The sequence below is a fragment of the Gilliamella sp. wkB108 genome, assembly GCF_001690195.1.
GTDB lineage: Bacteria > Pseudomonadota > Gammaproteobacteria > Enterobacterales > Orbaceae > Gilliamella > Gilliamella apicola_L.
The window spans coordinates 1-13,600 of the sequence record NZ_LZGM01000021.1 but is presented as its reverse complement, the minus strand read 5'-3'; the positions used below and the strand labels follow the sequence as shown (position 1 = coordinate 13,600).

9 protein-coding genes are annotated in these 13,600 nt (G+C 34.9%); 4 read left to right on the top strand and 5 right to left on the bottom strand.

Going from position 1 to position 13,600, the window contains the following annotated elements; genetic code table 11:
- Window position 1 precedes the first annotated feature (1 nt).
- Window positions 2–607, bottom strand: a complete 606-nt coding sequence (locus A9G11_RS02910; protein ID WP_065618037.1) for a hypothetical protein — start codon at window positions 605–607, stop codon at window positions 2–4.
- 456 nt (window positions 608–1,063) lie between these two features.
- On the opposite strand from A9G11_RS02910, the gene A9G11_RS02905 reads away from it, so the two are divergent.
- The gene (locus A9G11_RS02905) at window positions 1,064–2,053 is read left to right on the top strand and encodes a hypothetical protein (protein ID WP_065618036.1); all 990 of its coding nucleotides are present in this window, start codon (window positions 1,064–1,066) and stop codon (window positions 2,051–2,053) included.
- 122 nt (window positions 2,054–2,175) lie between these two features.
- On the opposite strand, the gene ppsR is transcribed toward A9G11_RS02905, so the two are convergent.
- On the bottom strand, window positions 2,176–3,000 hold the full coding sequence (gene ppsR / locus A9G11_RS02900) for a posphoenolpyruvate synthetase regulatory kinase/phosphorylase PpsR (RefSeq protein WP_065618035.1): 825 nt from the start codon (window positions 2,998–3,000) through the stop codon (window positions 2,176–2,178).
- 268 nt (window positions 3,001–3,268) lie between these two features.
- Here ppsR and ppsA point away from each other — a divergent pair, with 268 nt between their 5' ends.
- The 3 genes from ppsA (at window position 3,269) to mltG (ending at window position 8,536) form a co-directional block, all read left to right on the top strand.
- Entirely contained in the window at window positions 3,269–5,650 is a 2,382-nt protein-coding gene (gene ppsA / locus A9G11_RS02895) for a phosphoenolpyruvate synthase (RefSeq protein WP_065618034.1), read from the top strand.
- 771 nt (window positions 5,651–6,421) lie between these two features.
- Window positions 6,422–7,507 carry an alanine racemase gene (gene alr, locus A9G11_RS02890; protein WP_065618033.1) on the top strand — a complete coding sequence of 362 codons (1,086 nt, stop codon included), beginning with the start codon at window positions 6,422–6,424 and terminating at the stop codon, window positions 7,505–7,507.
- Window positions 7,508–7,513: 6 nt separating this feature from the next.
- Window positions 7,514–8,536: an endolytic transglycosylase MltG gene (gene mltG, locus A9G11_RS02885; RefSeq protein WP_065618032.1), complete on the top strand. Its 1,023-nt coding sequence runs from the start codon at window positions 7,514–7,516 to the stop codon at window positions 8,534–8,536.
- A 53-nt stretch (window positions 8,537–8,589) separates the two neighbouring features.
- Here mltG and fdhF read toward each other — a convergent pair whose 3' ends face one another.
- The 3 genes from fdhF to aegA all read right to left on the bottom strand — a co-directional run bounded on the left by fdhF (window position 8,590) and on the right by aegA (window position 13,443).
- Window positions 8,590–10,737 (bottom strand): formate dehydrogenase subunit alpha, encoded by a 2,148-nt coding sequence (gene fdhF, locus A9G11_RS02880; protein WP_065618093.1) that lies wholly within the window; start codon window positions 10,735–10,737, stop codon window positions 8,590–8,592.
- 103 nt (window positions 10,738–10,840) lie between these two features.
- Window positions 10,841–11,377, bottom strand: a complete 537-nt coding sequence (locus A9G11_RS02875; RefSeq protein ID WP_065618031.1) for a 4Fe-4S binding protein — start codon at window positions 11,375–11,377, stop codon at window positions 10,841–10,843.
- Window positions 11,374–13,443, bottom strand: a complete 2,070-nt coding sequence (gene aegA, locus A9G11_RS02870; protein WP_065618030.1) for a formate-dependent uric acid utilization protein AegA — start codon at window positions 13,441–13,443, stop codon at window positions 11,374–11,376. Before aegA ends, A9G11_RS02875 begins: the two co-directional genes overlap by 4 nt.
- Window positions 13,444–13,600: the final 157 nt, after the last annotated feature.

The window sequence follows — 13,600 nt, the reverse complement described above, 5'->3', positions numbered from 1 at the left end:
CTTAATCCTTTATTACTTTAAAAACTCCCGAAGCTGTCATTTGATATTCAACTTTGGTTGTGTGAACTTTATCATTTTTGGGAAATTCGTCAGGTTCAAAAAGATTTTGTTTTTGATGTTGTTTTATCAAAATTTTACCATTGGTTTTTATTACAAAATCATTCCAATATGATATTTCTCCACCTTGTATTCGATAAAGTAATATTGCATCAATTAGAAGGCCTTGAGAGTCGTAACTATTTAATTGAAAAGTAAAAACCTTTTCATCATTCTCTCCCATAGCCATTTGTATAATCCCTTTATATAAAATATCTTTATAATAAAAATAGCAATGCGGGAAATAAAAAGTAGTTTTAATCAGATATTCGGATAATTTTGGTCTAAATGAAAATTCTTTATTTGAAAATCTAGATGGAAATGGCATATTAGGTGAAAGATACAAACCATATTCACCCCAATAATAATATTTTTTTAATTCATCAGAAGAATAAGGTAATTTTATTTTACGATAGTTACGTAAATCACTATTTAAATTTTCTGAATATGCAATGTCAACATAACAAAATATTAATAAAGAGATAATAATTAAATCTCTAAATACTCTCATTATATGATTTCCTTAATTTTATTTATGCCAAATTCAACATATAAGGGGTTGTTGGTTTCTGGTTTTGTTTTATGAGAAATATTATTTAGGATGAGCTAGTAAAACTTATGAAGAAAATAGCTTTTATGTCATTCTAATTTATACTTAATCACATTTATTATTCAAAATTAATATTACCTTTATTATCTATCAAATAATAACTTGTTTTGTGTTATTTTGACATTTATGTTTGTGTTCTATAATCCAATCATTATGTTTTTCTTTTAACTTTCCTAAAGTTATTATGATTATTATTGATAAATAAGTATCTGAATCCAGTTGTCGTTTTCAAGTTTATTCGATTGAATAATACTTGCTTTAAATATTGTTATTTTTAGATAATGCTCAATATAATGAATTATTTTTTGTACAAAATTTTGTAATCGTCTTTTTCAGTAAACAAGAATGGAATAATTTATGAAAAAAGTCGTTATATCTCTGTTTTATATCTTATCTATTTTCCTGTCGGTATCTATCACGTATGCGGATGAAACTCAAACAAAGGAAGCGGATATCAGTAAACCGTCTGATTTTAATATTTTTAGCCCTTATTTTTTTGAAGAAGAGGGGATAGTGTTTGTTTCTATGTCAGATATTTATCCGATTAATTCAAAAAAACGTATCATTGATCGTCCTGAAGATGATAAATATGACAAACTTCGTTACCCTATCACAGGGCAATATCGAAAAAATTTCCTTGCCAATTTAAATTTACGTGAAACTGATAAGCTCTATTTTCATGACTATCGAATGGGCAGAACTATCAGTTTTCCTATCAAAGATCTTTCAATTGTTGCTAGAGTGAATATATATCGGGATAGTTTAGACCATTCACCTTTTGATTTGTCTGATTATATGATTGGATTCAATATTTATTGGGCAAAATTTAAATCACATAAAATATCTAAATATTCTTCGCTTATTTATATTGGGTCGAGAAATCCTTTTGTTGCTAAAAAACTTAAATTTTTATCCTGGCATCAAATTGCAAAAAATAAATTTCCAAAAAGGACTAAACAGATTGATGATGCAATTCTGGATTTTGAAAAAGGGTTTGATTTAACTAATAAAACGATTGGTAATACTTATTTAAGTCAAGCCAATGGATATGATTATTACCTTCAGGATCAACTTTACGATGGAAAAGTTTATGTTCGACAACTTATTGTTATTGATCCTAAAACCCAAAAACGCGTTTTGGATACGTTTTATACTAACAATGAAGCTTCTCGTCTTAATACCGGGGAACAAAAACTACCATCGAAATTTAAGATGGGATTATCAGGAAAATTGTTTAAAAATAAACCTCCAGTCGTTTTTGGTTTTGCTTATGTCATTTTTGGATGTGACACAATTGATGTACTTAGTGAAAATTACATTCCGATTAATTGTGATAATCGACATTAAAGGATCCAGCATTTTATTTTTCTAGCCCGTTTTTGCGGGCTTAGTTTTAATTGTTATTTTGATTAACCGTTTGTTTTTTATTAATTGAAATGAAAACGTTGGATTTTAGCAAGCAATCCTAATTAACTCGGACTTAATAAATTTTTCATTTTCATAATGGTAGCAGCTAGCTCTTCAACTGAACGATTGGTTGTCGATAAATAAGGAATACTAAAACGTTTAAATAGTGTTTCTGCTGTTCTGACTTCAAAATCACAATTGAGTGGATTTGCGTATTTAGAATTTGGTCGGCGTTCTTCTCGGATACGGCTAAGACGTTTATAATCAATTGTTAACCCAAATAATTTATCTTGAAATGGTGCGATCATTCTGGGTATTTGGTTATCATTAAGGTCTTCTTCTGTTAGCGGGTAATTAGCAGCACGAACACCATATTGTAGAGCAAGATAAAGGCAAGTTGGGGTTTTTCCTGAACGTGAAACACCGATTAAAATAATATCGGCTTGATGATAATTTTTTTCCGTGATCCCATCATCATTATTTAAGGCAAAATTTACCGCTTCCATTCTTTCGTCATAACGTTTTTCATCAGTAATACCATGTGTTAAACCTGCCACCATATGTGATTTTGTTTGTAAGGTGGATTCTAATGGTGGAATAAATAAACTGAAAAAATCCATATGAAAAATATGAGATTGCTGATCAAATAGCGATCTTAATGAGGTTTTAACCAAACTAGATATCACAATGATTGGTTCTTGATGTGAACAATAGATTCGGTTTATATCTTCTAATACTGCTTGCACTTGTTCAACCGAATCAACAAAAGGTACGGTATGACGTTCAAATTCAATGCCTGTAAATTGATTAAGTAAAGAATTACCAAGATTCTCTACCGTGACACCAGTGCGATCTGAAATAAAAAAAACAGTGCGTTTTGTTAACATTTTAATTCCAATGAGGATCAACTCTGTTAGTCATAGAGACAATTATTTAGGAATAGATGTAATATTTCAATCATTATTTAGTAAAGGACGTAAAGCTATTGTAAATAATATGATCCAAATCACATCGTGATCATTGACTAGCTGAATATTTGCTCAATGTCACCTAGAATGAACTAGAGATAAGTTAATTATGAACTTAATTAAAATCTCTTGTAGTAGTCCGTAGAAGCGTATTTTTTATTTATGACTTTAAATATAGGAGTAAATTATGGTTATGCAGAACGTAATTTGGTTTAACGAGTTACGCAAGGATGATGTTGAAAGTGTGGGAGGCAAAAACTCTTCATTAGGCGAAATGATAAGTCAACTCTATGCCAAAGGTGTACAAGTTCCCAATGGCTTTGCAACAACCGCTGCTGCATACCGCGCTTTTTTAGCGCAAGGGGGATTAGATCAACGTATTACAATGCTTCTTAATTCAGTTGACATTAATGATATTAATCAATTAACTAAAGCTGGTGAACAGATCCGTACTTGGATTTTACAAACTGACTTTACACCTGAATTTGAACAAGCAATTAATCAAGCTTGGCAAACGATGTTAACAGATTATGGCGATAATTTTTCCGTTGCGGTGCGTTCTTCTGCTACAGCCGAAGATTTACCTGATGCATCTTTTGCTGGTCAGCAAGAGACGTTTTTAAACATTCATGGTATTGAAAATGTCAAGGAAGCAATCAAACATGTATTTGCTTCTCTGTATAATGATCGGGCAATTTCTTATCGTAAACACCAAAATTATGATCACTCACAAGTTGCGCTTTCAGTCGGGGTTCAAAAAATGGTTCGTAGTGACATTGGCGCTGCAGGCGTTATGTTTACGATGGACACCGAGTCAGGCTTTGATAAAGTAGTATTTATTACGTCAGCTTATGGTTTAGGTGAAACAGTGGTACAAGGAGCTGTTAATCCCGATGAATTTTATGTCCATAAACAATTATTAACCCAAGGTTACCCGTGTATTTTACATCGAGGTTTAGGTTCCAAATTAATTAAAATGGAATTTACCGATATCGCTTCAGCAAATAAATCCGTTAGGACAGTTGAAGTTGATGAGCAACTACGAGGTCAGTTTTCAATCACTGATGAGGATGTTTTACAGCTTGCTCGTTATGCGATAATCATTGAAGAGCATTATGGACGGCCTATGGATATAGAGTGGGGTAAAGATGGCGAGGATGGTAAACTTTATATTTTACAAGCCAGACCGGAAACCGTTAAATCCAGAGAATCGAAAACAAGTCTTACTAGTTACCATATCAAAGGTAAATCAGACATTATTTGTCAAGGACGAGCTATAGGACAGAAAATAGGTCAGGGCAGTGCCAAAATTATTCATGATATCCGCGATATGGACAAAATTCAGTCAGGGGATGTATTAGTCACCGATATGACTGATCCTGATTGGGAACCGATCATGAAAAAAGCCTCTGCAATTATAACGAATCGAGGCGGTCGAACTTGTCACGCAGCGATTATTGCTCGTGAATTAGGGATCCCGGCGATTGTGGGATGTGGTAATGCAACCAAAATGATTACAGAAGGCGAGCCGATCACTGCTTCATGCTGCGAAGGTGATACAGGTTTTATCTATAAAGGTCTTTTAAATATTGAAAAATCTCAGGTAGATCTTGGTGCTATGCCTGATATTCCTTTAAAAATTTACATGAATGTGGGTAATCCAGAGTTAGCCTTTAGTTTTAGTCAACTACCTAATCATGGGGTGGGACTGGCCAGAATGGAATTTATTATTAATAAACAGATCGGTATTCATCCTAAAGCTTTATTAGAATTTGATTCATTACCAAGCGATCTTCAGCAAATTATAAGTGAACGTATTTCTGGTTATGCGTCACCGCGTGATTTTTATATTCAAAAATTAGCAGAAGGTATTGCGATGATTGCGGGTGCTTTTTATCCAAAACGCGTCATATTAAGAACGTCTGATTTTAAATCTAATGAATACTCCAATCTGATTGCCGGTACACGTTATGAACCACATGAAGAAAACCCTATGCTCGGTTTTAGAGGTGCAGCCAGATATGTTTCAACCTTTTTTAAACCATGCTTTGAGTTAGAATGTGAGGCGATAAAAATGGTACGGAATCAACTTGGGTTAAAAAATTTGGAAATTATGATCCCATTTGTACGTACTGTTAATGAAGCCAAACAAGTTAATGAAATTTTAACTGCTAATGGACTAGAACGCGGTAAAGAGGGTTTGCGTTTAATTATGATGTGTGAGATCCCTGCAAATGCCGTTTTAGCTGAGGATTTTTTGGTCTATTTTGATGGTTTTTCTATTGGATCAAATGATATGACCCAACTTACATTAGGTACCGATCGTGATAGTGGTGGCCCAATTGCTGCGACCTTTGATGAACGTAATCCAGCAGTAAAAGCAATGTTATCTATGGCGATAACAGCATGTAAAAAACATAATAAATATATCGGGATTTGTGGACAAGGTCCCTCTGATCATCCTGATTTTGCTAAATGGTTGCTAAATCAAGGTATTGATAGTTTATCACTTAATCCTGATACTGTAATTGATACATGGCTATATTTAGCTGATTCATCCAATACTTGACAATTATTGTCTAACAGCGTTAAACATTTTTAGTAATGAAATTTGTATAAGTAAAATAACCGGTCTGAGTAAACAGACTGGTTATTTTTGGAATTCTGTTGCTGTGCTTATTATGAGAAATTTTTCAGTTTTATCATTGCCTTATTTTAGCGGTTCTTACACTAGTTTGATGATGTGATTGATCATAATTGACAGCATGTTGTATATCAACGAGAGGATTTTTAATTAAAATCTATGTTTGTTTTTTTTGAAACAAGGTTTATATTATTGATGTTTCTAATTCACTTTTGTATATGTGAATTAGAAATCACTTAAAAATTCGAACATTTAATAAATGATATTCACCGCTGTGGAAGCGGTTTAGAAAATATTAAAATTTAAAATGGCTGAATTAACATATTTACCGCTGTGTAAGTGGTTTAGAAATTTTATTGTTTTTTTAGATATCTTTATGTACTTTTCACCGCTGTATAAGTGGTTTAGAAAGCTAGTATTACCAATTTGCGTTAGCAACTTCACTGCCGTATAGGTGGTTAAGAAACAAAATTGATAAATCTAGATATAAAATTTAGGGTTATACCGCTATATAAGCGGTATAATTCTTTTAAGAAAAAAATTTCAATATTATTCAGATATCGTTTTTGCTTGGTATAGTTGGATTTCATGTCGTTATCGGGATAAAAATTAAAAAATTGGTTATTTTTTATTTGTGATTATAATTAACAGAACTTACAATATGTACCTGATATAAAAAGAGTTAGGTTTAACAAGATGTCTATTGCTGTAGTTGAAATTGATCGCAAAGCTATTCTACATAATGTTGAGTATTTAAAGGAAATTGTACCCGATAGTGAACTCATCGCCATTGTCAAAGCAAATGCCTATTCTCATGGTATTAAAGGTATAGCTGAATTAATACATGATCGAGTTGATGGTTTTGGTGTTGCACGTCTTACCGAGGCGATGAGTTTACGTAGAATAGGGATCAATAAGCCAATTGTGATATTAGAAGGTTTTTTCCTGCGAGATAACATTTGGTTTTTAATTGATTTTAATTTACAGACAATTGTTCACAGTCCATGGCAAATCGATCTATTAAGAGATTTTGCCGGCGAAAGTCTAATTACTGTTTGGTTTAAACTTGATACAGGGATGCATCGTTTAGGCTTTAATATGGATGAAGCGCTAAGTGAATTTAACCGTTTAGCAAATTGTCCTGTGGTTCGCAAACCGATTAATATCATTAGTCATTTTAGTTCAGCAGATGAATTAACATCACAACAAACATTACAACAAATAAAATTGTTTGATGATTTTATTGCATCAATTCAAAATAAATCATTGATTGGTAAATGTTCTATTGCTGCATCGGGTGGTGTTTTAGCATGGCCGATGTCTCATCGTGATGCCGTTCGTCCTGGCATAGCCTTATATGGTGTATCTCCATTTCAAACTCCAGTTGCAGAATTACAACCTGCAATGACATTTAAATCAGAGCTAATCACTGTTCGTCCACATAAACAAGGCGAAACAGTTGGTTATGGGCAAATTTGGACCAGTAGCCAAGATACAAAGTTAGGTGTGGTTGCGCTTGGGTATGGTGATGGATATCCTCGAAGTATTCCTGAAAATACACCGGTTTTAATAAATGGACGACGCGTTCCTATTGTTGGGCGTGTTTCAATGGATATGATAGTGATTGATTTAGGTAATGAGAGTCAGGATAAACCCGGAGATGAAGTCATTTTTTGGGGAAAAGGTTTACCTGTTGAAGAAATAGCAACACTCACAGGCATTAGTGCTTATGAATTATTAACGCGCTTAACAACTCGCGCAAAGATCCATTATATAAATTAACTAGTTATGATTAAAAAAATTTTTCTTTATACATTACTCACCTTTATGGTAATCGGTGGTGGTTCGGTTGGAATTGGTTATTATTTTTTACACCAATTTTCTCAGCAAGTTATACATGTTTCCAATGATAATCAGATGTTCGTTCTAAAAAAAGGTACATCAGTGCATCAATTAGTGGTTCAAATTAACCAAGCCCATTTAATGGAAAAGGCTTATTTATTACCTTATTTGTATAAGTTAAATCCTACTTTAGGTACTATTAAAGCGGGTACCTATCAATTACAGTCACACATGACAGTTGATGAGTTTTTGAAATTACTGGTTTCAGGCAAAGAGAGTAGTTTTTCAATCCAATTTGTGGAAGGTAAACGTGCTAAAGATTGGTTAATTGTCTTAAAAAATACTCCATATATAGAGCAAACTCTCAAAGATAAATCACCAGATGACATTGCTAAATTACTTGGAATTGAAGGTTCAATGGAAGGTTGGTTATCACCTAATACCTATCTTTATACTGCTGATACGGTCGATATCGATATTTTAAAACGAGCTTACCGTACCATGAAGAGTAATTTACAAAAAATTTGGGATAATCGCGATAGTAATCTGCCGTATCAATCTCCTTATGATTTGTTAATTATTGCTTCAATAATTGAAAAAGAGACAGGCATCAGTTCAGAGCGGGCTAACGTTGCTTCAGTATTTGTTAATCGTTTACGATTAAAGATGAAATTACAAACCGATCCGACTATTATTTATGGATTAGGTGATAATTATTCAGGCACTATTAAGCGCAGTGATTTAACCGATACTAATAATCCCTATAATACCTATGTCATTGAAGGATTACCGCCAACGCCAATTGCAATGCCTAGCCTAGCGTCATTAGAAGCGGCAGCTCATCCAGCAAAAACAAATTATCTCTATTTTGTTGCCAATGGTAATGGAGGACATACCTTTTCCAATACTTATAGTAATCATCAACAAGCTGTTAATGAATATCGTAGGTTAACCCGAGGGGGAAATTAATTAATTTTGATTGATTACCGTATCAATTAATCCGGTAATCAATCAATAGGCTACTAAGCTACATTTGCAATTGTTTTTAAGCGATTTTTAAGTTCACTATAAAGTTGTTGTACTTTTTGTTCAGCCCACCTTTGGTTTTCAATATGACTGACTTTAACTGCCGAATATTTGTATTCTGGCGTTTTAGATACAGGATCCAGATGATCTAAAGTTAGTTCATTACATGCACCAACCCACCACTGATAAGTCATATAAACCGCCCCTTTGTTAACTCTTGGATTGACATTCGCGCGAGTAATAATTTTACCTCGGCGTGATTCAACATAGACTAACTCCTGATCAGCTATGTCCAAATTGTGTGCATCATCAGGATGAATTTGCACATAACCCGGTTCATCAGCCAGAGCTTGTAATAAGCGGCAATTGCCTGTCATTGAACGGCAAGAATAGTGACCCACTTCCCGTACGGTACATAGTATCATTGGATAATCTTCGTTAACTTTATCTTTTGGTGGGATCCATTCAGCAGTCGTCAGTAGACCTTTACCATTTGGGCGGTCAAATTTATTGTCTTTATAAAGGTAAGGTGAACCAGGATGATCTTCTGTTGGACATGGCCATTGAACATAGCCTAATCCTGCCAGTTTTTCGTAAGTTGCACCTTTGTACTGATCGCAAAGTAAGCGAAGTTCATCCCAAATTTCTTTAGTATTATTGTAATGCATTGGGTAGCCCAATTTGGTGGCAATTAAACTGATAATCTCCCAATCGACTTTAACATTACCGGTAGGTTCAATCGCTTTTTCAAAATGTTGAAAACCACGGTCGGCACTGGAATAAACACCTTCATGCTCTCCCCATGATGTGGCAGGGAGTATAACATCTGCTTCGGCCGCTGTTTTAGTCATAAAAATATCTTGCACAACTAAAAAATCAACTTGTTTAAATGCTTTGCGTAATTCGGACAAATCTGGATCGGTTTGTAGCGGATCTTCACCTAAAATATAATAACCTTTTATTTTTCCTTCTAAAATACGATGAGGCACTTCAGTAATAGTGCAACCAGGATTCTCAGGTAATGATTCAACATTCCAAGCTTTGGCAAACTTATTTCGAACATTAATATCATTAACTTTCTGATAACCCGGATAGTCTTTAGGCGTTGCCCCCATATCACAAGCACCTTGGACATTGTTTTGCCCACGTACAGGCCCAACCCCAACATTTGGACGACCTAAATTACCGGTAATTAATGCCATACTTGATAAACCTTTGATGACGTCAGTACATTGTCCCCATTGTGTGACGCCCATTCCCCAAAGAATTGTTGCAGCAGGTGAGTTCCCATACATATAAGCAGCTTCACGGATCTGTTTAGCACTTAATCCGGTGATCTCTTCCACCGATTCAGGGGTATATTTGTCAACGAGGGCTTTTAGTTCATCAAATCCTTCAGTATGCTTTTGGACATAATCGGGTTTATAGAGATTTTCATTAATAAGTACATTTAAAAAGGCATTCACTAGTGCCATGTTACTGCCATTTTTGAGTGGTAGCCAAAGATCTGCAATGCGTGCGGTTTCAATATAGCGCGGATCGCAAACAATAATTTTTGCACCCTTCTGTTTCGCTTTTATAATTCGACGTGCAACAATTGGGTGAGAATCAGCAGCATTGTAACCAAAGACTAATATGCATTTGGTATCTTCAATTTCCACAATTGAATTACTCATTGCGCCATTACCCAATGTCACTTGCAAAGCAGCAACGGAAGGCCCATGACAAACACGCGCACAATTATCAATATTATTGGTACCAATTACAGCGCGCGCAAATTTTTGCATTACATAATTGGTTTCATTTCCGGTTCCACGGGATGAACCAGTTAGCATGATAGAGTCAGGACCATATTTAGATTTAATATCAGCTAAGCGATCTGCAACATAATTTATTGCTTCATCCCAACTTACTGCTTCAAAATCGCCACCTTTTTGTCGGCGGATCATTGGGGTTTTAAGTCGCGGGGTTAAAATTTGAGTATCATTTAAAAAATCCCAACCATAATAACCTTTTAAACAAAGTTCACCTTGATTGGTTACACCATTTGCGCCTTCTGCCGCAATTATTTTATTATTTTCGACTATTAAATTAATTTTACATCCTGATGCGCAATACGGGCATACCGTTAATGCTTTTTTTATATTATGCTCAACCATTGTCTATATCCTCCAAATTTATTGATGATATAAATTATTATTATTATTTCTTAACTATAAGTCAGTCATTGAAAACCAGCAACCATTTTCATAGTTGAATAAAAATATTCATTTCATCTAATGCTGTTCGTTTCTGTTTTTCTTGTATTAGTTTTTCAATATTACGTGGTTCAACTATTGATAATGTATTAGTGGGACAGGCATTAACACAAGCAGGGCCTGTTGGATTATCAATACATAAATCACACTTAATTGCTTGAGTTTGATAACTGTCGTTATCGTTTTGTTGATTATATTCGGTTTGTTGCGTTACTACCGTCATAGCACCAAAAGGACAGGCAATTGCACATGTTTTACAACCTATACAACGTTCTTGAATGACCTGAATACTATTTGCTTTGCGAATAATGGCATTTGTAGGACAAGCATTTGCACAAGGTGCGTTATCACATTGACGACATACAACCGGTATTGTTACGCTCATCCCTTTAATGACTTTTAAACGTGGATGAAAATTTGAGAATGTCATATTGTTATCCTTAACGTGTGAGGCTACACAAGCTAACTCACAGGTTTTACATCCAATGCACTTGTTAGCATCAGCTACAATAAATCGATTAGTCATGATGCTTTCTCCATGTTTGTAATCTCTTGTTTATTGATATTATTCATTTGGTTATTAGTTATATTAAGATATTGCATGATACTTCTTGCTGCCATTCTTCCGTCTGAAATTGCGGTTACAACAAGATCAGCGCCTCGTACAATATCACCTCCAGCAAAAATTTTGGGATTATCAGTTTGGCAAGCCAGTTTTTGGCTGTGAATAGGAATAGCGGCAATAGTTCCTCGTCGGTTTAGTTGTACGCCTTCTGCTTGTAACCATGAAATGTCATGAGGTATAAATCCGAAAGCGACAATGACTATATCAGCTTCAAGTACAAATTCTGAGTCGGCAATTGGTTGTGGACTTCGACGCCCTTTGGCATCAGGATCGCCGAGTTCAGTTTTAACCATTCGAATACCTATTACCTGATTTGCCTCATTTACTTCGATTTTGATCGGTTGCATCATAAACATAAATTCAGCGCCTTCTTCACGTGCGTTTTTAACTTCTTTTTTAGAACCCGGCATATTACTTTCATCACGTCGATAAGCACATGTTACACTACTTGCACCTTGACGAATGGCTGTGCGTAAACAGTCCATTGCCGTATCACCACCACCTAATACTACGATACGTTTATCTTTAGTATTGATATAAGGTTGTGAAGCAAGTTCGGGTAATCCCATAACGTGCTTAGTATTGGCGGTTAAGAAATCTAAAGCTTGATAAACGCCTTGTGCATTTTCATTTTCAAGGCGAGCTTTCAATGATTCATAAGTTCCAATACCGGTAAAAATAGCGTCGTAGTTATTGAGTAGTTCAGTCATAGACACATCTTTACCAATTTCAGTATTGAGATGAAATTCAATGCCCATAGCCGAAAAAATTTCACGACGGCGAATCATAATCTCTTTTTCAAGTTTAAAATTAGGAATACCAAAGGTTAACATTCCACCAATTTCCGGATGACGATCAAATACTACCGGTTTAATTCCTCGTCTGACTAAAACATCAGCACAAGCAAGCCCAGCAGGGCCAGCACCAATTATTGCAACTTTCCTACCTGTAGGTTCAGCGCATGATGCTTCAGGTCTCCAACCAAGCTCAAAGGCTGTTTCTGTGACATAACGTTCAATATTTCCGATTGTTACGGCATCATTTTCGTTTTTAAGCGTACAAGAACCTTCGCATAAACGATCTTGTGGGCAAACTCGTCCTGTAATTTCTGGTAAGCTATTGGTACTATTAGATAGTTCAGCTGCTTCAATAATGCGACCTTCTTTTACCAATTTGATCCAGTGTGGAATACGATTATGCAGTGGGCAAGTCCATTCACAAATTGAATTAGGACCACAACTTAAACAACGAGAAGATTGTAATTGCGCTTGGGTTTGGGTAAAACCATAATAGATTTCGTTATAGGTTTTTTTACGTTCTTCAATGGGTTTCTTATCTGCATCTTGACGAGGAATGCTAACTAATCTTGAAAAAGGTGTTTCTTCGCTAGTAAAGGGTGAATACTGTTTATTAATCATCGCCCGATCTGGTGTAGTACCAAAAGCGGTTTGCAGTTGTTTTTGTCGACGTTGTTCTTTAATCTTATCAATGCTTACCAATTTAATTGATCCTGTCGGGCAGGCATCTAAGCAAGCAGGGCTAGCTCGTCGCTCATTACAGAGATCACATTTATGTGCTATAATTTTATTTAATACACCTTCAGTATTACCCACACCAAGCACGCCTTCAATTGATTCATCAACCATTCGAATTGCGCCGAAAGGGCAGGCCATGACACAGGCTTTACAACCGATACAAAGTGATTTATTAAGATGAACTTTTTCATTACTTTGTTTTAGTGCAGCAGAAGGGCATGATTTGACACAAGGTGCATTTTCACATTGTCGACATGCTAATGCGGTATAAACTTTTTTTCTACCTTGAGAGATTTTATGGACTTTTATTCTTGGTTGAAATTGCTCTTTTATATCTGGGTGTTTTCCTTGATGATAGGTTAACACACAAGCAACTTCACAAGCATGGCAACCAATACAAGTTTGGGGATTAGTGATAATAAATTGCGTCATTTTTACTCCGATTATAAAAAAACAAGCGCAACAAAAAGCAGGAAAACCAACTAATCCATTAGAATTGGTTATCCCGCTAAAATCGTTACTCTTGTACTATTAATGCTTTTTGTAATTATTATTTTTTATAATCAAAGCTAAAACTAAGTAATATTAT

Coding starts and splice junctions, on each gene's coding strand:
- A9G11_RS02910 (WP_065618037.1), bottom strand. CDS start 607: ATGAGAGTATTTAGAGATTTAATTATTATCTCTTTATTAATATTTTGT.
- A9G11_RS02905 (WP_065618036.1), top strand. CDS start 1,064: ATGAAAAAAGTCGTTATATCTCTGTTTTATATCTTATCTATTTTCCTG.
- ppsR (WP_065618035.1), bottom strand. CDS start 3,000: ATGTTAACAAAACGCACTGTTTTTTTTATTTCAGATCGCACTGGTGTC.
- ppsA (WP_065618034.1), top strand. CDS start 3,269: ATGGTTATGCAGAACGTAATTTGGTTTAACGAGTTACGCAAGGATGAT.
- alr (WP_065618033.1), top strand. CDS start 6,422: ATGTCTATTGCTGTAGTTGAAATTGATCGCAAAGCTATTCTACATAAT.
- mltG (WP_065618032.1), top strand. CDS start 7,514: ATGATTAAAAAAATTTTTCTTTATACATTACTCACCTTTATGGTAATC.
- A9G11_RS02875 (WP_065618031.1), bottom strand. CDS start 11,377: ATGACTAATCGATTTATTGTAGCTGATGCTAACAAGTGCATTGGATGT.
- aegA (WP_065618030.1), bottom strand. CDS start 13,443: ATGACGCAATTTATTATCACTAATCCCCAAACTTGTATTGGTTGCCAT.